Source organism: Sedimenticola sp. (genome assembly GCF_050289425.1).
In the GTDB taxonomy this organism is placed as follows: domain Bacteria; phylum Pseudomonadota; class Gammaproteobacteria; order Chromatiales; family Chromatiaceae; genus Sedimenticola.
This window is the reverse complement of sequence record NZ_JBNKFS010000003.1, coordinates 166,082-189,543: the sequence shown is the minus strand read 5'-3', so window position 1 is coordinate 189,543 and position 23,462 is coordinate 166,082. Positions and strand designations below refer to the sequence as shown.

17 protein-coding genes are annotated in these 23,462 nt (G+C 56.1%); 5 read left to right on the top strand and 12 right to left on the bottom strand.

The features are described from left to right. Positions 1–204: 204 nt before the first annotated feature. From ACQY5R_RS03170 to ACQY5R_RS03160, 3 genes are all read right to left on the bottom strand, one after another. Positions 205–696: an inorganic diphosphatase gene (locus tag ACQY5R_RS03170; RefSeq protein WP_428604382.1), complete on the bottom strand. Its 492-nt coding sequence runs from the start codon at positions 694–696 to the stop codon at positions 205–207. Between the two features lie 256 nt (positions 697–952). Next, positions 953–2,341, bottom strand: a complete 1,389-nt coding sequence (dbpA, locus tag ACQY5R_RS03165; RefSeq protein ID WP_428604380.1) for an ATP-dependent RNA helicase DbpA — start codon at positions 2,339–2,341, stop codon at positions 953–955. 196 nt (positions 2,342–2,537) lie between these two features. Then, positions 2,538–3,092, bottom strand: a complete 555-nt coding sequence (locus ACQY5R_RS03160; protein ID WP_428604378.1) for a tetratricopeptide repeat protein — start codon at positions 3,090–3,092, stop codon at positions 2,538–2,540. Positions 3,093–3,337: 245 nt separating this feature from the next. On the opposite strand from ACQY5R_RS03160, the gene ACQY5R_RS03155 reads away from it, so the two are divergent. Beyond that, positions 3,338–5,086 (top strand): diguanylate cyclase domain-containing protein, encoded by a 1,749-nt coding sequence (locus tag ACQY5R_RS03155; RefSeq protein ID WP_428604376.1) that lies wholly within the window; start codon positions 3,338–3,340, stop codon positions 5,084–5,086. A 34-nt stretch (positions 5,087–5,120) separates the two neighbouring features. On the opposite strand, the gene uup is transcribed toward ACQY5R_RS03155, so the two are convergent. Further along, positions 5,121–7,031 (bottom strand): ATP-binding cassette ATPase Uup, encoded by a 1,911-nt coding sequence (gene uup, locus ACQY5R_RS03150; protein ID WP_428604373.1) that lies wholly within the window; start codon positions 7,029–7,031, stop codon positions 5,121–5,123. Positions 7,032–7,316: 285 nt separating this feature from the next. Between uup and ACQY5R_RS03145 the strand changes: the two genes are divergently transcribed. The 4 genes from ACQY5R_RS03145 to ACQY5R_RS03130 all read left to right on the top strand — a co-directional run bounded on the left by ACQY5R_RS03145 (position 7,317) and on the right by ACQY5R_RS03130 (position 11,511). Further along, entirely contained in the window at positions 7,317–8,666 is a 1,350-nt protein-coding gene (locus tag ACQY5R_RS03145; RefSeq protein ID WP_428604371.1) for a TrpB-like pyridoxal phosphate-dependent enzyme, read from the top strand. Positions 8,667–8,848: 182 nt separating this feature from the next. After that, complete coding sequence (locus ACQY5R_RS03140) at positions 8,849–9,553, top strand: Crp/Fnr family transcriptional regulator (protein ID WP_428604368.1); 705 nt, start codon at positions 8,849–8,851, stop codon at positions 9,551–9,553. Positions 9,554–9,666: 113 nt separating this feature from the next. After that, entirely contained in the window at positions 9,667–10,080 is a 414-nt protein-coding gene (locus ACQY5R_RS03135; protein ID WP_428604366.1) for a DUF6858 family protein, read from the top strand. A gap of 63 nt (positions 10,081–10,143) precedes the next feature. Beyond that, a complete protein-coding gene (locus ACQY5R_RS03130; RefSeq protein ID WP_428604364.1) occupies positions 10,144–11,511 on the top strand; it encodes a patatin-like phospholipase family protein in 1,368 nt (455 codons plus the stop codon). 32 nt (positions 11,512–11,543) lie between these two features. Here the strand turns inward: ACQY5R_RS03130 and ispG are convergent, their stop codons facing one another. From ispG to aceE, 8 genes are all read right to left on the bottom strand, one after another. Beyond that, entirely contained in the window at positions 11,544–12,764 is a 1,221-nt protein-coding gene (gene ispG, locus ACQY5R_RS03125; RefSeq protein WP_428604361.1) for a flavodoxin-dependent (E)-4-hydroxy-3-methylbut-2-enyl-diphosphate synthase, read from the bottom strand. 3 nt (positions 12,765–12,767) lie between these two features. Continuing rightward, entirely contained in the window at positions 12,768–13,034 is a 267-nt protein-coding gene (locus ACQY5R_RS03120) for a PilZ domain-containing protein (protein ID WP_428604359.1), read from the bottom strand. 1 nt (position 13,035) lies between these two features. Next, the gene (locus ACQY5R_RS03115; protein WP_428604356.1) at positions 13,036–14,256 is read right to left on the bottom strand and encodes an argininosuccinate synthase; all 1,221 of its coding nucleotides are present in this window, start codon (positions 14,254–14,256) and stop codon (positions 13,036–13,038) included. 234 nt (positions 14,257–14,490) lie between these two features. Then, positions 14,491–16,131: an ATP-binding protein gene (locus ACQY5R_RS03110; protein ID WP_428604353.1), complete on the bottom strand. Its 1,641-nt coding sequence runs from the start codon at positions 16,129–16,131 to the stop codon at positions 14,491–14,493. 201 nt (positions 16,132–16,332) lie between these two features. Beyond that, positions 16,333–17,112, bottom strand: a complete 780-nt coding sequence (locus ACQY5R_RS03105; protein ID WP_428604351.1) for an alpha/beta fold hydrolase — start codon at positions 17,110–17,112, stop codon at positions 16,333–16,335. Positions 17,113–17,200: 88 nt separating this feature from the next. Beyond that, complete coding sequence (lpdA, locus tag ACQY5R_RS03100; RefSeq protein WP_428604349.1) at positions 17,201–18,655, bottom strand: dihydrolipoyl dehydrogenase; 1,455 nt, start codon at positions 18,653–18,655, stop codon at positions 17,201–17,203. Between the two features lie 321 nt (positions 18,656–18,976). Continuing rightward, the gene (aceF, locus tag ACQY5R_RS03095) at positions 18,977–20,329 is read right to left on the bottom strand and encodes a dihydrolipoyllysine-residue acetyltransferase (protein WP_428604347.1); all 1,353 of its coding nucleotides are present in this window, start codon (positions 20,327–20,329) and stop codon (positions 18,977–18,979) included. Positions 20,330–20,391: 62 nt separating this feature from the next. Next, entirely contained in the window at positions 20,392–23,040 is a 2,649-nt protein-coding gene (aceE, locus tag ACQY5R_RS03090) for a pyruvate dehydrogenase (acetyl-transferring), homodimeric type (RefSeq protein ID WP_428604344.1), read from the bottom strand. Positions 23,041–23,462 lie beyond the last annotated feature (422 nt).

Here is a 23,462-nt window from a genome sequence, read left to right as displayed (position 1 = left end):
TACCCGGAGCCCGGAAACATCGGGCAACCACGGGGGGTTGCCCCTACACTTGCGTTGATGTTTTTTTGTGTCCACGCAGAAACCGTATCCCTCGTTCCCACGCTCCGCGTGGGAACGCATAGGGTCGGTAGAAACCCAGCACGATGCATGGACATCACCCGTATTCCAAGCAGAGCTGTATAGAGGAAAATCTGGCAGGCTAGCCTAATAAGGCACCTGGGGACCGCGCCAATCCGGCCCGATCGGCCTCGCCCGCGCGATCGCCGCAGCGGCGGAACCCCAGCCTTCGCAGCGGGTAGCCCCCTTTCGCCCCCGCAAGAAATTGAGCCACCCCTTGCAGCGGGCGTAAATGTGGAAAAAACGCAGCGCCAGACGACGCTGGTTGTCACGCAGCGGTTCGACACTGCAGATCAACTTATCGTCATACATAAAGCGTTCCGACAGGCCGATCGCCCCCCAGGCCCTTACCGTCACCCGCGTCCCCAGCGGCAACCGCGGCCCCAGCACCACCGCATCCAGCAGATCCCCCTCACCACCGATATAAGCCGGTACACAACCGTAATTAAACGGGCAAGGTAGCGGCGAAACAAAATCGACGAGTCCGTTACTGCCGCGCTTGAGAAAACTGCCGCGCGGGATCTCAATCACCACCTCCACTTCGGGAGGGCCATGGATTTGATCTTCAAGTGAAACCATATCTTGAGAATAGCGGAATTCCGCTTTCGATCCTGTGATATTGCTTACCTTGTCAGTGATTTTGAAGCATGCGCGTGGGCGCAAAAAACGTGCCGTCCCACGGATCTGGTATGTATCCTAGCGGTTTAATCATCAAGGCAACGTACCGGTAACAGGGTCAGATAGATCAGGCCGCCATGACCGAAACAGATGCCTCATTTGAATCCAGTCGCGACTATTTAAAACCCGCTACCGGCACCTCTCCACGCTATCCTTATTAATCGCCGATCAGCCGAACCCGAAACGAGCGCCCTTTCAATTTCCCTTCGGTCAGTTTCTTCAGTGCTGGTTTCAGCGCATTTCGACTCACCGCGACAAACGCCCAGTTATCGGCCAGATGGATCTTACCCACCTGTTGGCCGGTAATCCCCTGTTCTCCGGTCAAGGCGCCCAGGATATCGCCCGGACGTATCTTCTGCTTCTTGCCCCCGTCAATCTGCAGTGTCGCCATGGCGGGTTTCAGTGGCGGTTTATCCAGAAGATCGAGGGGAGGTAACGGTTCGCTGTCCAGGATCGGATCGATACCGGCATCCAGTTGCGCCACCCGATGGCTCTCTTTATCGCTGTACAGCGAGCAGGCGATGCCCGTGCTACCGGCACGACCGGTGCGGCCGATACGGTGCAAATGGCTCTCCGTATCATGGGCGATGTGATAGTTGATTACTGCATCCAGCGCATCAATATCCAGTCCGCGAGCGGCCACATCGGTCGCTACCAATACCGAGACACTACGGTTGGCGAAACGGATCAATGTCTGATCGCGATCCCGCTGCTCCAGATCGCCATGCAGGGCCAGGGCGCTGAAACCGGCGCTGCATAACTGGTCGGCCACCGCCTGGGTCTCTTTTTTTGTGTTGCAAAACACCAGCGCCGACTCCGGACGAAACTGTTGCAACAGCAGGCGCAGGGCGGTCAGACGCTGTTTGCCGTCACTCACTTTGTAGAAGTGCTGTTCGATGCTGAGATTGTCATGAGTCGATGCCACCTTCACCATCGCCGGTCGGTTCATGATGCGCTGGGCAATCGCCTGTATCTGATCGGGAAACGTGGCGCTGAACAGCAGTGTCTGCCGCGGCTTCGGTATCTGCTCAATAATCCGATCCAGTACCTCCTGAAAACCCATGTCCAGCATGCGGTCCGCCTCATCCAGTACCAGGGTATGCACAGCCTCCAGCTTCAACGTGCCGCGGCCAAGGTGGTCCTCGATCCGTCCCGGGGTGCCAACGATAATGTGGGCACCGTGCTCCAGTGAGCCCACTTGGGGACCAAACGGCATGCCACCACACAGGGTCAGCACTTTGATATTGTGAATACCCCGGCCCAGGCGACGGATCTCCTTGGCGACCTGATCCACCAGTTCCCGGGTAGGACAGAGCACCAGCGACTGAACCCGGTAACGCTTCACGTCGAGCCTTTGTAACAACCCCAGTCCAAACGCCGCCGTCTTGCCTGATCCTGTCTTGCCTTGGGCGATGACATCCTGCCCGGCCAGAATCGGCGGCAGACTTTGGGCCTGTATCGGGGTCATCCGGGCATAGCCCAAGGTTGCCAGGTTATTTAGCAGATCGGCATGCAGATTCAACGCAGAGAAGGGGGTGGCGTTCACGTGATTTGTCCTATCGAGGTATTGACAGTGTGAGCATTCATCGGCTAACAGCGTACCCGGGGACACGACTGGGAAATGTATGCGCTGCGTTCTGACTGGTTAACGGCGGTCATCATACGCCATAACCGGCCCGGCGCCCCACTAAATACTGTGGACTCGATATCGCAGGCTTGAAAATCGAATGTAACGCCCGGTGTTAACGCGGCTCTGCAGATGGCGCTAAAAACTGCGCCGGTACCAGTGTCCGTTCCTTCAGGAAGGGGTGGTAATCCATCGCCGCCTTGATGCTCTGGATGGCCAGGGCCGTCTTCCCCTGGTGCAGCCGGATGACACCGCGACCGGCCATGGCACCAAAATGGCGCGGCTCCAGTTGCAGTGTTCTGGCAACATCCGCCAAGGCCGGCTCATACTCGTCCCGCAGAAAATGGATGGTGGCCCGTTGGTTCCATGCTTCGGCATATTGGGGATCCATCTCGATCATTCGATCCAACAGTCCGAGCGCCTTGTCGTAATCTCCCCAGCGGCGCGCCTCCAGCGCTTGCTGCATCAACTTATCGATCTCGGCACTCCCTGACTTCATCCACAGTTTCCAGATCGCCTGTTCGATTTCACGCGCACGCGACTCATCCGGCGCCTGCTTCAGTTCGGCAAAGCGCTGATCCAGCAGCCGATCATGCGGCGGTTCTGCCGCCATGACTGCCGTAGCCACGCAGAGCATGGTAAACATCAGCTTATGAGTCAGACCAACCATCCGGTTATCCTCAATTTGAAAGTCCCGGTTATATTGTAGGTTATTGAAACGGTAGGGGCAGATCGCCCTTCACTTATCGATCCAAACACCCGGACGGATTCCGCTTGTCGGTCACAAACGTCACCCAGACAATCGGGCCAGAGTTATCTCCACCGGTCAGTCAAAGTTGCATCAGATTCAATACAATCTGACAGACGTTTAACATATACTAAATAGCCTAAGGCGATTTGATTTCAGGGGATGACATGCAGTACTTAATAGGGAGTTACAGCCATTCTCTGGTTGTCCTTTCCATTGCAGTGGCAATCATCTCTGCATTTGTCGCCCTCACCAGTGTCACGCGTATCTACTCCTCCACAAACTGGAAATGGGACAGCGTGTGGATCTCCGCCTTCGGCCTGAGTCTCGGAACAGGCATCTGGGGCATGCACTTTATTGCCATGCTCGCATTTCATCTGCCTATTCCTGTCCACTACGATACCACCATGACGTTGTTGTCATTGGCGCTCGCCGTAGGGGTCTGTTCGATGGCCGTTGTCCCCATACGTTCCAGGCAGGAGATCAAACCGGCCAAAGCCATGCTGTTTGGTACGGGCGTTGGATCCGGCATCGCCGGTATGCATTATACGGGTATGGCGGCAATGGTGATGAATGCAACCATGGAGTACGCCTGGCCTATTGTTGTCTTATCTATTGTTATCGCCATTGCGGTCTCATCCATTGCCATCGTCTTACTCAACTATTTCCGTAGTTCACCGATCCTGCAGCGGCTAACCTTGAAGATTTTTGCCGCCATCATCATGGGGGTTGCCATTGCATCGATGCATTACACCGCCATGTTGGGGGTCGATTTCATACCGGTCGAGTTCACCCGAACCTTTTCAAATTACATCGATACCTATCTGTTGGCGGCGATGGTGATCGTCATTGTTTCTCTGATTCAGGGAGGTGTCTTTACCACCGCCCTGCTGGATGAATCCAATGAGATGACGAAAAAGCGGGCCGAAGCGGCTTCCGCACTCTATGATGTTTTGACCGTCGCACATGGCAACAAAAATCTACACGAAATCCTGCGTAGATGCCTCGATATCATCCTTAACGTCAAATGGCTGGCAGTTGAATCGAAGGGCTGTATATTTCTGGCAGGCGATGACGGCACCAGCTTGGAAATGGTCGCCTCACAAAATCTTGGCGAACCGCTATTACAAAAATGTGGACGGGTGGATTTTGGCACCTGCCTGTGTGGTAAGGCGGCAAAGCATGGAACCATTATCCACAAGACGGAGATCGATCATCACCACGAAATTCGCCCAAATGGAATGGAACCCCACGGCCACTACTGCATTCCGATATTGGATAAAAATAGAACCCTGGGAGTCATTAACCTCTACGTCATGCATGGCCATAGGCAATCCCCACTTGAAGTCCAGTTTCTTGAAACCGTCTCCAATGCGCTCGCCAGCGTCATTATGCAAAAACAGATGGAACGGATACTGGAGAAGAAATCCTATGAAGACCCGCTGACGGGCATTGCAAACCGCAGGAAATTTGCCGACACCATGGATCGGACGGTAAAGCTGGCCAAACGATCCGAGAGGAAGTTCAGTGTTCTGCTGGTGGATTTGGATCTATTCAAGCCCGTCAATGATCGACACGGACACCATGTCGGTGACGCACTACTGATCGAAGTATGCAGGAGAATTGAGACCTGTCTGCGAGAGACGGATCTGCTGGCCAGGATCGGCGGTGATGAGTTTGCAATATTATTGGAATTTATCAGTGACTACGGGTTCGTCCAGAAAATCGGCGACCGGATTATACGTGCTTTGCAGGAACCCTTCCTCATCAACAATCACGTTCTGGAAATAGGCGCCAGTATCGGCGCCAGCGTGTTCCCCGAGCATGGCCTAACCCCGGACGAGCTACTGCAACAAGCAGATGTTGCCTTATATAAAGCGAAGACCAAACGATCCGAAATCTGCTTTGCAACCTGAGTAGGACAATAGCTGTAGCGTTCAGTCCGACTGCTTATGACTCCAGCTCTTCCCAACGCCCGTATGCGGTTTCGAGCGCCAACTCAGTCTCCTGCAACTGTCGCTGCGTCTCGGCTTTCTCCTCCTGGGGGCGCTTATAGAAAGCGGGATCAGCAACCATCATCTGCAGTTTTTCCAACTCCCCTTCCAACTGCTCGATCAGCTTGGGCAGAGCATCCAGTTCACGCTGATCCTTATAACTCAGTTTTTTCGGCTTGCCGGACGACACAACCGGCGCCTGTCTGGCCGGAGTCGATTTTGCCTGCACAGACTTAGCCGGTACAGATTGGGTTATGGTTGGCACCGCCGGCACCTTGCGCTGGCTGAGCCAGTCATCGTAACCGCCCACGTATTCGTTGATCTGCCCTTCACCTTCAAATACCAGGGTACTGGTCACCACGTTGTTGAGAAACACCCGGTCATGACTCACCAGCAGCAGGGTACCCTGATAATCCAGCAGCAGCTCTTCCAGCAGCTCCAGGGTCTCCACATCCAGGTCGTTGGTCGGCTCATCCATCACCAGCACATTGGCGCTCTTGCTGAACAGGCGTGCCAGCAAAAGCCGGTTACGCTCACCGCCGGAAAGCGCCTTGACCGGCTGTCGCACCCGGTCCGGCATAAACAGGAAATCCTGCAGATAACTGATCACATGTTTGCTGCTGCCGTTGATCTCCACCTTGTCGCTGCCGTCGGCGACGTTATCCATCACCGACTTCTCGTCATCCAACTGGGCGCGCAGCTGATCGAAGTAAGCCACCTCCAGTTTGGTGCCGTGCTTGATCGTACCGCTGTCCGGCTTCAGCTTACCCAACAGCAAGTTGAGCAGTATGGTTTTGCCGGCCCCGTTGGGTCCGATGACACCGATACGATCCCCCCGCATGATGGTCGTGCTGAAGTCACGCACAATCGGCTTGCCATCCCAGGCATAGCTGATCCCTTCCGCCTCGATCACCAGCTTGCCGGAGCGCTCGGCCTGTTGCAGCGCCATGCTGACATTGCCGGCGCGTTCACGACGCTGTTTGCGCTCGGCACGCAACGCCTGTAGGGCGCGCACCCGGCCTTCGTTGCGGGTGCGCCGCGCCTTGATGCCCTGACGGATCCACACCTCTTCCTGGGCCAGCTTCTTGTCAAAGCGGGCATTGGCCTTCTCTTCCGCATTCAGCATCTCGGCCTTGCGGCGCTGGAAGTTTTCGTAGTCGCCCGGCCAGTCGGTGAGTTGCCCCCGGTCCAGTTCGATAATACGGGTAGCCAGTTTGCGCAGGAACATACGGTCGTGGGTAACGAACAGCAGCGTGCCGTCGTAACTGAGCAGAAACTCTTCCAACCAATCGATAGAGGCGATATCCAGGTGGTTGGTCGGCTCATCCAACAGCAACAGATCCGGCGCCTGCACCAGGGCACGGGCGAGTAGCACGCGGCGTTTCAAACCACCGGAGAGCGCGGCAAAGGCGATATCCGGATCCAGGGAGAGTTTGGAGATCACCGTCTCGACCCGCTGCTCGGACTGCCAGCCGTCCACTGCCTCCAGCTCATGCTGCACCCGGGAGAGTTGATCCAGCAACTTGTCACTGCTTTCGGTGGCCAGTTGATGACTAATCTGGTGAAAGCGACGTACCAGATCGCCCAATTCACCCAAGCCGGTCGCCACCACGTCAAACACCGAGCCTTCTATGCCTTCCGGAACCTCCTGGGTGAGGCGGGTGATCACCGCTCCCTGCTGGATGGAGAACTCCCCGTCATCCGCCTGCAATTCACCGGCGATCAGCTTCATCAGGGTCGACTTACCGACGCCATTGCGTCCCAGCAAGCAGATCCGCTCGCCGCGCTCAATCGCTAGGTCCAGATTGTCCAGCAGGGCCGGACCACCAAAGCCCAGCTGTATCTTGCGCAGATTGATCAGCGCCATTGTTCACCCATCACACCGTTGCTCCAAGGGACGCCGATTGTACCGTAGCCAGCTGCCAGAGGATAACGACGAACTATATTATTGATGGTTTTCACCTTTATAAGCCAGTCTCCCGCACAGATGAATTTAATTACAACGGAAACTTCCTCTATCCTTCTCTCGGGTCAATGTGGGCTAAAACGGTGGCATCGGGCACACCTAATATGTGAAGATTGCGGGATCGGTCCGACAGAGACCCGCAGATCTGATCCCTCCAAACTACAAAAACTTGGGAGTAGCCTTGAGATGAAGACCAAGATTCTATTAAAAGAATCCGAGATGCCCACCCATTGGTATAACGTGGTGGCCGATATGCCGAATCCACCCTCCCCGCCGCTGGGGCCCGACGGTAACCCGGTGGGGCCGGATGCCCTGGCTGCCATCTTTCCTGAAGAGTTGATTAAACAAGAGGTGAGCGCCGAGCGCTGGATCAAGATCCCGGACGAAGTGCGCGAGGTGCTGCGCCTATGGCGCCCTTCCCCGCTGTACCGCGCCCATCGTCTGGAAAAGATGCTGAACACGCCGGCCAAGATCTTCTATAAGAATGAATCGGTCAGCCCGGCCGGTTCTCACAAGCCAAATACCGCGGTGGCCCAGGCCTACTACAACCAGCAGGCAGGTATCAAGAAACTGACCACCGAGACCGGCGCCGGACAGTGGGGTTGCTCCCTGGCACTGGCCGGACAGATGTTCGGCCTGGATGTGGAAGTATTTATGGTCAAGATCAGCTATGGCCAAAAACCCTATCGCCGCACCATGATGCGCACCTGGGGCGCAAACGTTCATGCCAGCCCTACCGACCTGACCGAATCCGGTCGCTCCATACTGGCCAAGGATCCGAACAGTGAAGGTTCGCTGGGTATCGCCATTTCCGAAGCAGTGGAGATCGCCGCCGGCCGTCCCGACACAAACTATGCGTTGGGCTCGGTGTTAAACCACGTGCTGCTGCACCAGACCATTATCGGCGAAGAGGCGAAAAAGCAGTTAGCCATGGTCGGCGAATACCCTGACATGATCTTTGCCCCCTGTGGCGGTGGCTCCAACTTCGGCGGTATCGCCTTCCCGTTCTTTGCCGACAAGGCGGCAGGCAAACAGGTGGAACTGGTCGCCGTAGAACCTACCTCCTGCCCGACACTGACCAAGGGTACCTACGCCTATGACTTCGGCGACGCCATCGGCCTGACCCCGCTGATGAAAATGTACACACTGGGCCACGACTTCATGCCCCCCGGTATTCATGCCGGCGGTCTGCGCTACCACGGTGACTCGGCATTGATCAGTCAACTTTACAACGAAGGGCTATTGGGTGCGGTGGCGGTGCCCCAGATCGAAACCTTTGAGGCGGGCGTGCTGTTTGCCAAGAGCGAGGGTATTGTACCGGCTCCGGAATCGACCCACGCCATCGCCGCCACCATCCGTGAAGCGCGGCGCTGTGCCGAAACCGGCGAAGCCAAGACCTTACTGTTCAACCTCTCCGGCCATGGACATTTTGACATGACCTCTTACGACCGCTTCTTTGCCGGCGAACTGGAGGATTATGACTATCCGGAAGAGGCGATCAAAAAGTCTCTGGCCCATCTTCCGAAGGTAGGGTGACCGGATACCGGGGACGACATCCAACCCGTAGACCGCCGGTGGGGCCCGAACCGCATTACTGTAAAACAGCGGCTCGCCGTCCCTCCGGCTACCTCTACTGAAAGTTGGCGACACAACTGGGGTATAATTTGAAATACTCCCCTGTGTAATGGATACCGGGTCCCTCATATAGAGTACTGTGAATGAAAAACCTCTCCGATAAAGAAGCCTGGGAAGGCGTTGCCGACTGCATCAGCTGTACGCTGCGTAATTCCGTGCTGTTTGCCGGTTTGGATGAGAAGGATTTCGACACTATCCATCAGCCCATTGATCTGTACACCCTACCTGCCGGTTCAACCCTTTACCGTGCGGGCGACCAGGCCGATCGGCTGTATACCATCCGCAGTGGCGTACTGAAACTGATCCAGTACCTGCCCGACGGGACGCAACGTATCGTGCGGTTGATCCGCTCTACCGATGTCACCGGACTGGAAGCACTTTTGGGCCAGCCCTACAAACATGATGCGGTAGTGCTGCAACCGACCCAGGCCTGCAGTCTGCCGGTCAGCGTCGTGCAGGCACTGTCAAAAACCAATCCAAAATTACACCAGGAACTGCTGAATCGCTGGCAGCGAGCGCTGGAAGAGGCCGATGCCTGGCTCACCGAGCTCTCTACCGGTTCCGCCAAACAGCGGGTCGCCCGGCTGTTGCTGCGACTGGTACGCAATCAGGAATCCAGTGAGTGCGAACTGTTCCCCCGGGAGGATATGGGGGCGATGCTCGGCATCACCACCGAAACCGCCAGTCGGACCATCGCCGAATTCAAACGCCAGAGTCTGCTGGTGGAGACCGAACCAAATAAATATCTGCTGGACATACGCAATCTCGAATTTATTGCTGACAATTGACAAACAATTTTGTGACATTGAGATTTTTCAATGCACGGGCCCGCTGAAGCCATTAACCTCTGAGCAAATTGATTGAGTTATGGAATTCACACAGCATTCTTCAGGAGCCCGCCATGCAGCAATCCCTCACGCGAGAGTCATACTCCCTGTTCTCGCTGGAGATTGGCAAATCAGAGACCACCTTTCGTAGTGTCGAGCAGATACTCAACCACCTTAAAAGCTGTATCGAAGCCGATTCCGCCGCGACCTTTATCGCCGTCTTTGATCATTACGCCCATACAAGCGCCTTGCCGAATGGTCAGATTCATGAAGATATCCTGGCCGCGAGCAATATCGTTTTCTGTTTCGGTTTTACCCTGCCGACACCCCAGGCCATGGCTGTACGCCCCCGCTCAATCGGCGTCGTTGAACTACCGGAGAGCTTTCATATCACCTTCATGGAGGCGCCCATGCCTGTCGCCAACACCGCCATGGAGAGCTGGGCTCGGGCAATACAGAATCGGGAAACAAACGATTCGTCGGCTTGACAAGCACACCCGTCGGATGGGGTAATCCTGCGACAGTCAAAAACAGGACACACTCTCGCTTCCATGAATCGATTTCAACAGGTATACGCCATACTGACCAGCCTGTTGCTGATTAGCGGCTGCGCCAGTACCGCCCGGTTTCCCGACAATCCACCCCTGGTGGTAGCCAAACCGATCGAAACTACCTACTCGACGGATTCCACCATCGTGCTGATGACCCTCTCCGGGGGCGGCAACCGCGCCTCCGCCTTCGCTTATGGGGTCATGGAAGCATTACATCAGACCCCGCTCACCACCCTGCCTAATGCGGCATCCCTGCTGGATAAGGTGGACATCATTTCCGCGGTGTCTGGGGGTAGCATCATCGCCGCTTACTACGGCCTCTATGGCGAACAGCTATTCAAGACCTTTCGAAACGACTTCATTGAAAAAAATGTCCGGGATGAAATTCGCCAACGCCTGTTGTCCCTGGATAACCTGTCTCGCCTCTCATCCACCACGTTCGGTTCCGGCGATATACTGGATGAGTATTTCCGGGAGAAATTGTTCGGCGAGCACACACTGAGCGAGCTGTTCGACAACCAGGGACCGGTCGTGATCATCAACGCCACCGATCTGTTTAAAGGCAGCCGCTTCGGCTTCACCCCGGAACTGTTCTCCCTGATCTGTTCGGATAGCGACCACTTCCCGGTTGCCCGGGCCGTCGCCGCCTCCAGCGCGGTTCCGCTTATCTTCACCCCTATCGTCCTGAACAACCGGGCCGGCAGTTGCGGCTATCCTATCCCGGAATGGGTACAGATCGGCCTGACGGAAAAACACACCAACCCCAGACGTTATCGGCTGGCCAAAACCTGGAACCGTTACCTGAATCAGCCGGCACACCCCTACATCCATTTACTGGATGGCGGCCTGGCCGACAACCTGGGACTGCGCGCGATGGTGGACCAGATCGTCATTCATGATGGTCTGAATGACGCCAAACAACGTAAAGTGGTGGAGCAAGCCAAGCGCATCGTGCTGATCGAAATCGACGCCGCCGCGCGGTTGCCCAGTGAGTGGGAAAAGAGCCCGGACCATCCGCCGCAATCGGTGATTCTGGATGCGGCCAGCACTACACCGCTCAGCAACTATAACTTCGAGACCAAGGCGTATCTGCACAGTCAGATGGGCCCTTGGCTAAAGGAGAATGGCGCCGGCCCCTGCCAGGATAAAACCCGCTGTCAGCCTGAGCTCTATATTATTGAAATCAACCTGGAAGAGAGTCCGGGGCAGATTGATGGCGAACCGCTCTCCACCATCCCCACGGATTTCAACCTGCCGAAGCAGGCGGCACAACGTTTGATCGACGCAGGACAACAACAGTTGCTAAACCATCCCGAATTTAAACGTCTGCTGAAAGATATCTATGCGGAACAGGTCGGATTTAAATAGCGACAGATCAACACGCGTAAACTGGGGTATTTTCAGCCGTAGTGGCGCATCACATACTGCTCGACCAAGCGCTGAAACTCCTCGGCAATATGCTCCCCTTTCAGGGTGACGGTTTTCTCCCCATCTTCATACACCGGGGCCACCGGCACCTCGCCACTGCCGGGCAGGCTGATACCGATATTGGCATGCTTGCTCTCGCCCGGTCCGTTGACCACACAGCCCATTACCGCAACGTTCATCTCTTCCACACCGGGATACCGGTCGCGCCACAGTGGCATCTGCTGACGCAGATAGGCCTGGATCTCCTGGGCCAATTGCTGAAAGAATACGCTACTGGTGCGCCCGCAACCGGGACAGGCGATGACCATGGGGGTGAATGAGCGCAATCCCATGGACTGCAGAATTTCCTGAGCCACCTGTACCTCTTGGGTACGGGCGCCACCCGGTTCCGGAGTCAGGGAGATACGGATGGTGTCGCCGATACCCTCCTGCAGCAGCACCGCCAGGGCGGCGGTGGAAGCGACGATCCCCTTGGAGCCCATGCCCGCCTCGGTCAAGCCGAGATGCAAGGCATAGTCACAACGCCGAGAGAGTTCCCGATAGACCCCAATCAAATCCTGCACGCCACTCATTTTGCAGGAGAGGAGAATCCGCTCACGCCCCAGTCCCAACTCCTCGGCACGCCGAGCGTTATCCAGTGCCGATACCACCATGATTTCACGAATCACCCGGTCATTATCCAGCGGTTCGGCGGCACGGGCGTTTTCGTCCATCATGCGCACCACCAACTCTTGATCCATGCTGCCCCAGTTGACGCCGATGCGTACTGCCTTGTCATAACGGCAAGCCAGTTCGATCATGGCGGCAAACTTTTCATCCCGATTGGCCCCTCTTCCCACGTTGCCCGGATTGATCCGGTACTTGGCCAACGCCTGGGCGCAGTCTGGATATTTCTGCAGCAACTTATGGCCGTTGAAATGAAAATCGCCCACCAGCGGGACATTCACGCCTAACTTATCCAATCCGTCACGGATCGGTGCGACGGCACGGGCCGCTTCTTCGGTGTTGACCGTGACACGCACCAGTTCGGAGCCGGCACGGCTCAGCTCCGTCACCTGACGGACGGTAGCCGCGATATCCGCCGTGTCGGTATTGGTCATCGACTGGATGACAACGGGTGATCCCCCGCCAATGGTCACGCCATCGACGCGAACCGCCACGGTTGTAGCACGTTTAATCGTCTGCTTGGACATGGGTTATAAAAACCTGATGGCGATGCCTCGGCCAGGTTCGGTCCTCACCACTACAGCACGTTGCGGCAACGGGTCTTCAATATCCATCGCCGTCACCTCGACTTCCGAATCAACGGCCGGGAGTGGCTCTTCCTTGATAATCAAAAACAGGCCACCATGTGAAAGATCCTTGGTGTAGACCTCCCGCTGTTTGCCCTCGGCGTCCACCAGTTTTACCTGGGAACGCAGGGCAAAGCGGGTGTGCTCGCGATTATCCGTCACCTGGCTCATGTCAGCGATTGCGACGGCGGGCCGCCACACGCAGACGCAGGGCGTTGAGCTTGATGAAGCCGCCAGCATCCTTCTGGTCATAGGCCCCGGCGTCATCTTCGAAGGTGGCGATGGATTCGTCGAACAGGCTGTGGGTTTCCGATTTACGGCCTACTACCATGATGCCGCCTTTATACAGTTTCAGTCGTACCACCCCATTCACCACGGTCTGGGTCTGGTCGATGGCCGCCTGCAGCATTTCGCGCTCCGGGCTCCACCAGTAACCGTTGTAGACCAATTCGGCATACTTGGGCATCAACTCATCCTTCAGGTGAGCGGACTCGCGATCCAGAGTGAGGGACTCCATGGCGCGGTGTGCCTTGAGTAGGATGGTGCCGCCCGGTGTCTCGTAGCAGCCGCGCGATTTCATACCGACATAACGGTTCTCGACGATATCATCCCTTCCAATACCGTTGGCGCCGCCTATCCGGTTCAGCTCGGTCATCACTTTGGCCGGGCTCATGGCTTCACCGTCAATGGCCACCACGTCACCCTTTTCAAAAGTGAGTTCGATGTAGGTAGGGGTATCGGGCGCCGCTTCCGGCGACACACTCCAGCGCCACATCTCCTCCGACGGCTCACACCAGGGATCTTCCAGGTCGTAGCCTTCGTAGGAGATGTGCAGCAGATTGGCATCCATGGAGTAAGGGGATTTGCCCTTGCGCTTCATCTCCACCGGAATGCCGTGCTCCTCGGCGTACTTCATCAACTTTTCGCGCGAGAGCAGATCCCATTCACGCCAGGGGGCGATGATCTTCACATCCGGCATCAGCGCGTAGGCGCCCAGCTCGAAGCGTACCTGATCATTGCCCTTTCCGGTGGCACCATGAGAGATGGCGTCGGCGCCGGTCTCTTTGGCAATCTCGATCAATCGCTTGGTGATCAGCGGCCGGGCGATAGAGGTTCCCAGCAGGTATTCACCTTCATAGATGGTATTGGCGCGAAACATGGGGAACACGAAATCCCGCGCAAACTCTTCGGTCAGGTCATCGATATAGATCTCCTTGACCCCGGCCGCCTGCGCCTTGGCACGAGCCGGTTCGACCTCTTCTCCCTGACCGATGTCGGCGGTAAAGGTCACCACCTCACATCCATACTCCTCCTGAAGCCATTTAAGGATGATTGAGGTATCCAGACCACCCGAATATGCGAGTACGACCTTTTTTACGCCAGACGCTGACATGGGGAAACTCCGTAAATTGCTGCCGACCATACGGCAATACCGTCAAGAAAGCGTAGTATTATAACCCAGTCAGGCGACTTTCGTACCAGCACCTGGGGCCGCGGGACGACCTTTATTTAACCGCGAAAATCACGAAATCAATTCGTCCCTTGCGGGTCCTTATTTCGCGTACTTCGCGTTTTTCACGGTTAATCTGCTTTCGCTCTGGGCCAGCGACTCATCTTATGGGACGGCTCAACGTCCCTGGCGTCGCCAACGGCGCACGATTGCTTCCACATCGACCGTGCCGGGGCCATCACGCCACATATTGTAGAAGTCTATATCGTTGCTGTTCGGCGCTGGATTGGGCAGATGGAACTGGAAACGGGTCGGCAAGGGCACCGCTTCGCCCAGGGCCATCGCCTCGCCCCGTCCCAGTGCGGCCAGGATATTCACCAGATTGGACTCCGCATCCGGTACCAGATCGCGAATATACTGCTGATCGTCCGGATTGGTTACCCGCAGGCAGATAAAGCTGCCACACTGCGCCAGGACAGTCTCCGACAATTCATGGGGGCGCTGACTGACCACCGCCAGCCCCACGCCGTACTTGCGCCCCTCTTTGGCGATCCGCTCCATCGAGCGGCGGGTGCCCTCGAACTGGGTACCGGCTTCACGCGGAATATAATTGTGGGCCTCTTCGCACACCAGCAGGAGAGGAAACTCCCGGGACTGGGGGTTCCAGTAGTTGAATTCAAAGGCGAGCCGGCCGATCTGTGCAGATACCGTCGGCCGCACATCAAACGGCACCGAACTGAAATCGATCACCGTGATCTGTCGCTGCGGCTCAACCAAACCGACAAATTCTTGCAGCAGATCCACCAGAGAGGCGGATGATTTGCGTCTTTTCGGCTTGAACAGGAAATCGTAACGGACATCGTTAAAACGGCTCTGCATCTTGATCAGAAACTCATCGAACTGACCATACAACGCCCCTTTAACCTTACCGAAATCGGTCACCTGTTCATTGGCCCGTTTGAACTGGTGAAACAACTCCGCCAGGGAGAAATAGACCGGCGAATCGATGGTGATATGGGCATCCTCCATGCCGCTGTTGGCCTTACGTCGCAACATCAACAGCACTTCACGCAGAAACGCCATTTGCGTGGAGGCCTTGGCGTCATCGCGATCGATCAACAGATCCACCAACTCACCATAGGTCAGCAGCCAGTAGGGGATCTCCAGGTTGCGCGCATCCAGATAGCGATAAGTTCCCTCCTCAAACGCAGAGTGGTGTTCATCCCCATCACTCCAGACATATTCGCCGTGCAGATCGAGCAGGATCACCTTCGCTTTCGGCATCACCTTGACGGTGCGTTGTAAAATGCTGGCCACCGACCAGGACTTGCCGGCGCCGGATTGACCCAGAATCGCCATGTGGCGCCCAAACAGGGCGGTAGGATCGAGACAGACCCCCATGGAGGTGAGGGTGGGAAGGTAACCCAGTTCAAAACCGGTGGACTGAAACTTTTCGAACAGGATGGCAATCTCATCGGGACGTACGACGTGCACCGCCGCACCGGGTGTTGGATAATGAATCACACCGCGGTGAAAACGATGATCCTTATCCAGCTCACCCAGGGGCACCAGGGTCAGGGTGCCACAAACACCACCGCCATCCAGACGTTCCTGACCGGCACTGATCACCATGACCACCACCTCAATGCCGCGCTGCTTGACCATCATGTAGGCCCCCAACTGGCCCACCGCCACTTCATCGGACGCAGTGGTGACAACGGGAAAATCTTCGCCATCCATCCGGGTCAGTTCGGCAATCATGATGTTTTCGCGTACTTCGGTAACCCTGCCGATCTCGGTTTGCGTGCTGTCCATCATTGTCGGGCCCCACTCTTGATTATCTGTTTTTTTGCTTTAGGAAGAGTTATAGGCAAAAGAATACCGCACATTGCGCCGGCATGTTGTGAATAATTTAACCCCTACCGATTGGCGGTGCGCCTTTAAAAATACACTGCGACAGGTTGAATGACATCAAGACCGCCCGTCAGCACGCGTGCCGAAAAAAGAATGTTCAGGGTGTCAGAAGTTATCCAGAAATGCGTCCAACCGGGCAGAGAATGCCTGGGGTTGCTCGGCATAAACCCAATGTCCGGCCTGCGGAATCTCCTCCAGACGGGCATGAGGAAACAAACACTGTATGATCGGCTGCGCCGCCGGTTGCAGGTAATCCGAAAGTTCACCGTAGATAAACAGCGTAGGGCCGGTATAAACTGGACTATTAGCTAGTGGAAACCCCACTATTTCCGGCATACCGCGGGTCAGGGCCGGCAGATTCATGCGCCAAACCCACTGCCCATCCTTTTGGTGGAGATTTTGCAGCAGAAACTGCCGCAGGCCGACTTCATCAAGATAACCCGCCAGGATCGCATCCGCTTCGGCGCGACTGCCAACCGCCGCCTGATCAACCGCGTGCAGCGCGTCATAGATCACGCCAAAACGGTTCGGATAAACGATCGGAGCAATATCCACCACCACCAGACCCACCACCTGTTGCGGTTGTTCCAATGCCAGCCACATGGCGGCCTTGCCGCCCATGCTGTGCCCGATTAGCAGGGCCGATTCCAATCCCTGTTCATCGATCAGTTGCGCCACATCCCGGGCTAGGGCCGGGTAACTGACATCATCGTCATGCGGGGAACGCCCATGATTGCGCAGGTCAGGTACCAGAACATGGAAGCGATCGCCCAACCCACGCGCCAGCGAGTGCCAATTCGAGGAAGAACCCAGCAGGCCGTGCAAAAAGATCAGCGTCGGGTGCTGTTCGCTGTAGCGGCCGTATTCCCGGTAGTGGAGTCGCATCGCTTATCCCGCTCCCATAATAAGGTTCGGCGCAGGATTGCGGGTGAGTGAATCCCGCAACACGCTGCGCCGAGAGGGTTAACCCGGTTTATCTCTTTTTCGGCGGCATCAGGTCGGTAATGGAACCTTCGGCCATTTCGGCGGCAAAACAGATGGTTTCGTTGAGCGTCGGATGCGGATGAATGGTCAGACCGATATCTTCGGCATCGGCACCCATCTCCAGGGCCAGAACCGTCTCACCGATCAGCTCACCGGCATTCACACCGACAATACCGGCACCGAGGATACGTTTGGTTTCAGGGTCGAAGAGGAGTTTGGTCATCCCCTCTTCGCGACCGATACCCAACGCGCGTCCCGAGGCGGCCCAGGGGAAAGCGGCCTTTTCATAGGCGATACCCTCTGCCTTGGCTTGGGTTTCGGTCAATCCCATCCACGCCACTTCCGGATTGGTGTAGGCCACTGACGGGATGGTCAGTGGATCGAACAGGGCGTGATGGCCAGCTATTATCTCTGCAGCAACCTTTGCCTCATGGGTCGCCTTGTGCGCCAGCATGGGATTGCCCACCACGTCACCGATGGCGAAGATATTCGGCACATTGGTGCGCATGTGCTGGTCCACCGCGATGAAACCACGTTCATCCACCTTGACCCCGGCCAGATCGGCGCCGATCAGCTTGCCGTTGGGGACGCGCCCGACCGCTACCAGCACCTTATCGTAAACCACTGCCTTATCCGGTGCGTTCTTACCTTCGAAGCTGACTTTGAGACCACCCTTTTGTGCCTTGATCTCGGTAACCTTGGTGTCCAGCATGATGCTGTTGAACTGATCCTTGAGGCGCTTCTGCAGCGGCCGGACCAGGTCGGTATCGCAGCCGGGAATCAAGCTCGACTGCAGCTCGACCACGTCGATCTGACTTCCGAGGGTGGCATACACCGTACCCATCTCCAGGCCGATAATACCGCCACCCACCACCAGCATCTTTTTCGGAATATCCTCCAGCGCCAAGGCGCCGGTAGAGTTGATCAGACGGGGGTCGTCATTGGGGAAGCCGGGGATCGCCACCGGACGGGATCCGCAGGCGATAATGGCGTTTTCGAAACCGATAACCACCTTACCTTTATCGGTATCGACGCTGATCCGGTTCGGACTTTCAAATTGTCCCCAACCGTTAACCACCTCAACCTTACGCTGCTTGGCCAGCGCCGCCAGGCCCTGGGTCAGGCGTCCCACCACCTTATCCTTACCGGCACGCATCTTGTCCAGGTCGATCTTCGGCTTGCCGAAGCTGATCCCCATGTGTTCGATCTCAACTGCTTCATTGATGATCGCCGCCGAATGCAGCAACGCCTTGGAAGGGATACAGCCCACGTTCAGGCAGACTCCGCCCAGGCTGGCGTGCTTCTCGATCATGACCACTTTTTTACCCAGATCGGCGGCACGGAAGGCGGCGGTATAGCCCCCTGGGCCTGCGCCAAGAACTACTACTTCAGCCTGGATGTCTACTGCGCCCTGGGCGCTGTTGGAGCCGGAATCGTTATTCATCTCTTCTGCTTCACCCTATGCAAAATTCCATAATTCTGGATAGACCTTCATTACACTGCCCACTCCTAATCCAAACCGGAAGAACAGACCCATTTATTGATGTTCAGGCTATCCGCTGCTGATCTGGCCCGACTGTTTTTTATAAAAACCCCGAAAAAAACAAAAAAGCCAAAAATAAATTAAAAAATAGTTGGATAATCGTACTATTTTCTGATCTCACCCCGAAATCATGCAAAGAGTAGCCTATCTACCAATAAATTGAAATTATAAATTTTCATAAAACACCCCTAAATGGAGAAAAACAGCCCTCAGTCCACCCACCTATAACAGCAACCGGCGTATATCAGACAGCAGCGACGACAAGAGCGCGGCAAACCGTGCCGCTTGCGCGCCATCGATGACCCGGTGGTCATAGGAGAGTGAAAGCGGCAGCATCAGACGGGGTTTGAACTCCTTGCCATTCCAGACCGGTTTCATGAATGACCGCGACACACCCAGTATCGCTACCTCCGGGGCATTCACGATAGGAGTAAAGGCCGTGCCGCCGATACCGCCCAAACTGGAGACCGAGAAACAACCACCTTGCAGGTCAGTCGGCGTCAGCTTCCCCTGCCGGGCACGGTCACTCAGCTCACCCAGTTCCGCCGCCAGTTCGAAGATCGATTTTCCATCCACTTCCCGCAACACCGGAACCACCAGACCGCTCGGCGTATCCACCGCGACACCTATATTAAAGTACCGCTTGTAGATCAGGCTCTCCCGGTCCGGGCTGAGGGAACTGTTGAACTCCGGCATCGCTTTGAGTGCACCGACACAGGCTTTCATCAAAAACGGCATGAAGGTCAATTTAATAGACTGTTCGGCAGCACACGCTTTCTGTTCGGCCCGAAACACGTCCAGCCCGGTGATATCGGCCTCATCAAATTGGGTAACATGCGGAATATTGAGCCAGCAGGCGGCCAGATGGGCACCACTGATCTTCTTGATGCGGTTGAGCGGTTTTATCTCTACCTCACCAAAACGGGTGAAATCGACCTCCGGTACCGTCGGCAGGCTTAAGGCACCGGACGGGGAGGCCCGACCATGTTCTCCTGACTGGAGTGCCCGTTTGATATATCCCTGGACGTCCTCCTTGGTAATACGTCCCTTGCGGCCGGACCCCCGAATCAGACTCAGATCCACACCCAGCTCCCGGGCAAAACTGCGGATGGAGGGACTGGCATGGGCAACCCCGCGGGGGTCGTCCAGTGGGTGAGGCAACACCGGTGGCGGTTGCGTCGCCTTATCCCCCGGCATCCGTTCAATTACCTGCGCCCTATCGGGAGATTCACCACCATCACTATCCGGTTCAGCCTCCCTGGCTTCCTGCGTCGCAGCGGCCGAGCCGTCATCCGGCAGCACCTCGTCAGAGACCGGCGCTTCATCTCTCGCCTCCTCCATCTCAAGTATCAGCAGCAGATCACCCTGACTAATGGTGTCCCCCACCTTGACCTTGACTGACTTAACCCGTCCGGCATGGGCGGCCGGTATCTCCATTGTGGCCTTATCACTCTCCAGGGTGACCAGCGAATCCTCTACGGCAATGCGGTCTCCTTCTGAGACCAACACCTCTATCACCTCCACACCGGCAAAGTCACCTATATCCGGCACCCGTTCATCTATTTCTTTCGCCACAGTGGGCCTCCAACTCTTTTTATGCCTTATCCTGTACTGTCAAATCGACGCCTCCCTAACCATCACACAGTTACCGGGTTGGGCTTCTCCGGATCGATCCGATATTTCTTGATCGCCTTGGTCACTGCCGACCGCTCCACACTCCCTTCGTCAGCCAGTGCCTTGAGGGCAGCCACCACCACGTAGTAGCGATTGACCTCAAAGAACTTCCGCAACTGACTGCGTTGATCGCTTCTCCCGTAGCCATCCGTTCCCAATACACGATAGGAGGCCGGTACAAAGGGACGGATCTGGTCGGCATAGCTACGAATGTAATCGGTGGCCGCCACCACCGGACCGGGGCATTGACGCAACTGCTGTTCCACAAAACTGATTTTCGGCTGCTGCTCCGGATGCAACATGTTCCAGCGTTCTACAGCCAGACCCTCGCGCCGCAGTTCATTAAAACTGGTGACACTCCAGATATCCGATGAGATAGCAAAATCCTGTTTCAGCAATTCAGCCGCTTCGATCACTTCACGCAGGATGGCGCCGCTTCCCAGCAACTGCACCCGGCATTTTTTGCGCCCGTGCGAGGCGAACCGATACATTCCCTTAACGATACCTTCCTCCGCCCCCTTCGGCATTGCCGGCTGGTGATAGTTTTCATTCATCACGGTGATGTAATAAAAGAGGTTCTCCTGCTCCTGATACATGCGCCGCAAGCCATCCTGAATGATGACCGCCAATTCGTAGGCGAAGGTGGGATCATAGGAGACACAATTGGGGATGGTCGCCGCCTGCAGATGACTGTGGCCATCCTGATGCTGTAACCCCTCACCGGCCAGGGTGGTACGGCCCGCAGTGCCGCCGATCAAAAAACCACGCGCCTGCATGTCACCGGCCGCCCAGGCCAGATCGCCGATCCGCTGGAAACCGAACATGGAGTAATAAGCGTAAAACGGAATCATACTGACACCGTGATTGGCATAAGCAGTAGCCGCGGCAATCCAGGAAGACATGGCGCCAGCTTCGTTGATCCCCTCTTGCAGAATCTGTCCCCGCTTGTCCTCGCGGTAATACATCACCTGGTCCGAATCCACCGGGGTGTAGAGTTGCCCGACTGAAGAGTAGATACCCAACTGCCGAAACATACCCTCCATACCGAAGGTGCGCGCTTCATCAGGAATGATCGGCACCACCCGCTTGCCCACCTGCTTATCCCGTATCAGTATTGACAGGATACGGACAAACGCCATGGTGGTGGACATCGCCCGTTCACCGCTGTCTTCCAGCATCACGCTGAAAAAATCCAGCGCCGGAACATCCAGTTTCGGCGTATCCGCAAAGCGTGCCGGCAGATAGCCGCCCAGTGCCTCCCGCCGCTCCTGCATATATTTCAGTTCAGGACTGTCGGACGCTGGCTTATAGAATGGCATTTCATTGATCTTTTCATCCGGGATCGGGATATTGAACCGGTCACGGAATCCCTTCAGCGCCACCTCGCCCATCTTCTTTTGCGAGTGGGTGATATTCTGCCCCTCACCCGCAATCCCCATGCCGTAGCCCTTAACTGTCTTGGCCAAGATCACGGTCGGCTGCCCCTTATGCTCCATCGCCGCCGCATAGGCGGCATAGATCTTGTGCGGATCATGGCCACCCCGATTCAGGCGCCAGATATCCTCATCGGTCATATTGGCCACCATATCGGCCAATTCAGGATATTTTCCGAAGAAGTGTTCACGGGTGTAGGCGCCGCCCTTCGCCTTGTACGCCTGGTAATCACCGTCGACCGCCTCTTCCATCCGTTTCTGCAACAGCCCCTGCTTATCCCTGGCCAGTAACGGATCCCAGTAGCCACCCCAGATCACCTTGATCACATTCCAGCCGGCGCCACGGAATACCGCCTCCAGTTCCTGGATAATCTTTCCGTTTCCGCGCACCGGCCCATCCAGCCGCTGCAGGTTGCAGTTCACCACAAAGATAAGATTATCCAACCCCTCCCGGCCGGCCAGCGAAATAGCCCCCAGGGACTCGGGCTCATCACTCTCACCATCCCCCATGAACGCCCAGACCTTGCGCGGCTCGGTATTGACGATATCCCGGTCGCTCAAGTAACGCATAAAACGCGCCTGATAAATGGCCATCAACGGTCCCAGCCCCATGGAAACGGTGGGAAATTGCCAAAATCCGGGCATTAACCAGGGGTGAGGATAGGAGGAGAGCCCTTCACCCTCCGATTCCTGGCGAAAACTATACAGATCCTCTTCGCTCAACCGCCCTTCCAGAAAAGCCCGGGCGTAGATACCCGGAGCAGAGTGTCCTTGGAAAAAGACCAGATCCCCATCCCGCGACTCACTACGGGCGTGGAAGAAATGGTTAAAGGCCACATCATAGAGCGTGGCTGCCGAAGCAAAACTGGAGATGTGTCCACCCAACTCCGGACTCAGGCGGTTGGCCTGCACCACCATGGCCATGGCATTCCAGCGTATAAAGGAGCGGATCCGCCGTTCCATCGCTGCGTCGCCCGGGAATCGCTGCTGCTTGGTCAAGGGTATGCTGTTGACGTAGGCCGTATTGGCACTGTGAGGAAGATAAGCCCCTGAGCGGCGCGCCTTATCGATCAGCCGCTCTATCAGGAAATGGGCCCGCTCTACCCCTTCGTTTTCCAAGACGGCCTCCAGGGCCTCAAGCCACTCCCGGGTCTCTTGAGGATCTACATCCGGTTTCATAGCGTTCGCTCTCTGTCTTTGTGCATAGATTCTGTCGTCATCAAATGCCTGGCACAGTTACGAAGGAAACTATTAAATCAGGCATTACTATTGATTTATTCAATTCTTTATATTGTAGAAAACAATATACAGGATGCGCACAAAATCGATCAACCAAACAGCCGGCGGGCACCTAACATCAGGAGTAGATGGGTAATAGACGAGCACTCAAGAGAGGAACATCACCGCGCGGCATCGGATGATGCCGCCCTCGCAGCGACACTTCCTGTGCTCGGCTCTGGCTGCGTGCTTCGCTCTACCTCCTCCATCCCTGGAGTTGTCCGCGGCATAAGTCCATCCCTTTCCAAAGCCGCTCCCGCAAATCCCTGGACAAAAAAAAAGCACCTGCAGCGATTCGCTCAGGTGCTTTTTTAGCCATGACA

Bases quoted from the DNA above. Each gene is read 5' to 3' on its own strand.
- ACQY5R_RS03170 (WP_428604382.1), bottom strand. From the start codon at position 696: ATGGTTTCACTTGAAGATCAAATCCATGGCCCTCCCGAAGTGGAGGTG.
- ACQY5R_RS03160 (WP_428604378.1), bottom strand. From the start codon at position 3,092: ATGGTTGGTCTGACTCATAAGCTGATGTTTACCATGCTCTGCGTGGCT.
- ACQY5R_RS03155 (WP_428604376.1), top strand. From the start codon at position 3,338: ATGCAGTACTTAATAGGGAGTTACAGCCATTCTCTGGTTGTCCTTTCC.
- uup (WP_428604373.1), bottom strand. From the start codon at position 7,031: ATGGCGCTGATCAATCTGCGCAAGATACAGCTGGGCTTTGGTGGTCCG.
- ACQY5R_RS03145 (WP_428604371.1), top strand. From the start codon at position 7,317: ATGAAGACCAAGATTCTATTAAAAGAATCCGAGATGCCCACCCATTGG.
- ACQY5R_RS03140 (WP_428604368.1), top strand. From the start codon at position 8,849: ATGAAAAACCTCTCCGATAAAGAAGCCTGGGAAGGCGTTGCCGACTGC.
- ACQY5R_RS03135 (WP_428604366.1), top strand. From the start codon at position 9,667: ATGCAGCAATCCCTCACGCGAGAGTCATACTCCCTGTTCTCGCTGGAG.
- ACQY5R_RS03130 (WP_428604364.1), top strand. From the start codon at position 10,144: ATGAATCGATTTCAACAGGTATACGCCATACTGACCAGCCTGTTGCTG.
- ispG (WP_428604361.1), bottom strand. From the start codon at position 12,764: ATGTCCAAGCAGACGATTAAACGTGCTACAACCGTGGCGGTTCGCGTC.
- ACQY5R_RS03120 (WP_428604359.1), bottom strand. From the start codon at position 13,034: ATGAGCCAGGTGACGGATAATCGCGAGCACACCCGCTTTGCCCTGCGT.
- ACQY5R_RS03115 (WP_428604356.1), bottom strand. From the start codon at position 14,256: ATGTCAGCGTCTGGCGTAAAAAAGGTCGTACTCGCATATTCGGGTGGT.
- ACQY5R_RS03110 (WP_428604353.1), bottom strand. From the start codon at position 16,131: ATGATGGACAGCACGCAAACCGAGATCGGCAGGGTTACCGAAGTACGC.
- ACQY5R_RS03105 (WP_428604351.1), bottom strand. From the start codon at position 17,112: ATGCGACTCCACTACCGGGAATACGGCCGCTACAGCGAACAGCACCCG.
- lpdA (WP_428604349.1), bottom strand. From the start codon at position 18,655: ATGAATAACGATTCCGGCTCCAACAGCGCCCAGGGCGCAGTAGACATC.
- aceE (WP_428604344.1), bottom strand. From the start codon at position 23,040: ATGAAACCGGATGTAGATCCTCAAGAGACCCGGGAGTGGCTTGAGGCC.